Genomic DNA, 1072 nt, shown 5'->3' on the forward strand with positions numbered 1-1072 from the left:
CGAATCATCATTATGGTCAGACCTCCCTGGCGTGGGAACGTAAACAGTGGCTCTTTTTACCCGGTATGACCCCCGATGAAACGATCATTGCTATGCGCACCGAGCCTGAAAAGGAATGCAGTGTCATTAAAGATCGCTATAGTGGGCTGCATATGGTGTTTATTCCAGAGGCGCAGCCCGGCGAAGAAGTCACTGTCCACTATGTAATAGAAATCAGAGACAAAACTGAAAACACGAAAAAAACAGAAGATGTATTGGTTTCTGAACGGCCCGATGCGACTTGCTCGAAATACATGAGACAGTCTATAGACAGACTGTTTGCCCCGGAATCACTGGCAGCCCTTCCCGAGGGACAAAAAGAAGAGCTGTTAGCGATAAAAGATGCCCCGGATCAAAGTCAACGTATCAGGCTTATCAAGAATTATTGTCGGTACTTCAGAGGGACATCGGCAACCGAGGAGGAAAACCTGTTATTTTCCCTGCTGAAAGAAAGGCAGGGAGCCTGCCGTCACCGTGCTCCGGCATTTATCGCTCTGTGTCGCTATTTCAATATCCCGGCAAGACACGTTGCCAGTGAAATTCATAGTTTTCCTGAATACTCACTGGATAACGGGAACACATGGAGAGCTCAGGACTTGGGTGGTGCACCAGGAGATCTCTCGGTGCATGTCCCCAACTTTCAGTCTGTCGTGTGCGGGCTGGCGTTGACTGGCATCAATCAGTGGATGGCTCAGTTTTTCCGTAACATGAATCCTGAAAAGATAGCTGCACTGGCAAGGGCTCTTGGGATCAGTTCGGAAGAAATCATCCAGTCGTTACAAAGTGGTACAGCATTACCGGCAAGTGCGACATCAGTTCGAAGAATCGTCGATATTATAAGAAATCTCTGGGAGGCGAGGCCAGACAGTAACGCCTTTGTCCTGGGGAGTGAGATATTAAAAAGTGAGGAAAAACCTGATATCGAACAACGTTCTCTGTTAGGAAGCTGGTTTGGTGACCACAGTTCACTCGCTTCGGCGGTAGGTGGTTTGGTACGTTCGGATCAACCTGTTGATATTGTGTTACAAGAGCT

General features: G+C 48.1%; 1 protein-coding gene. It reads left to right on the forward strand.

The genetic code is table 11. The features are described 5' to 3' along the window. Nucleotides 1-1072, forward strand: a 1072-nt coding sequence (locus E1189_RS02510; protein ID WP_196221093.1) for a transglutaminase-like domain-containing protein, incomplete at both ends; no start/stop codon positions are given.

Source organism: Parendozoicomonas verongulae, assembly GCF_009711465.1.
Taxonomy (GTDB): Bacteria; Pseudomonadota; Gammaproteobacteria; order Pseudomonadales; family Endozoicomonadaceae; genus Sansalvadorimonas; species Sansalvadorimonas verongulae.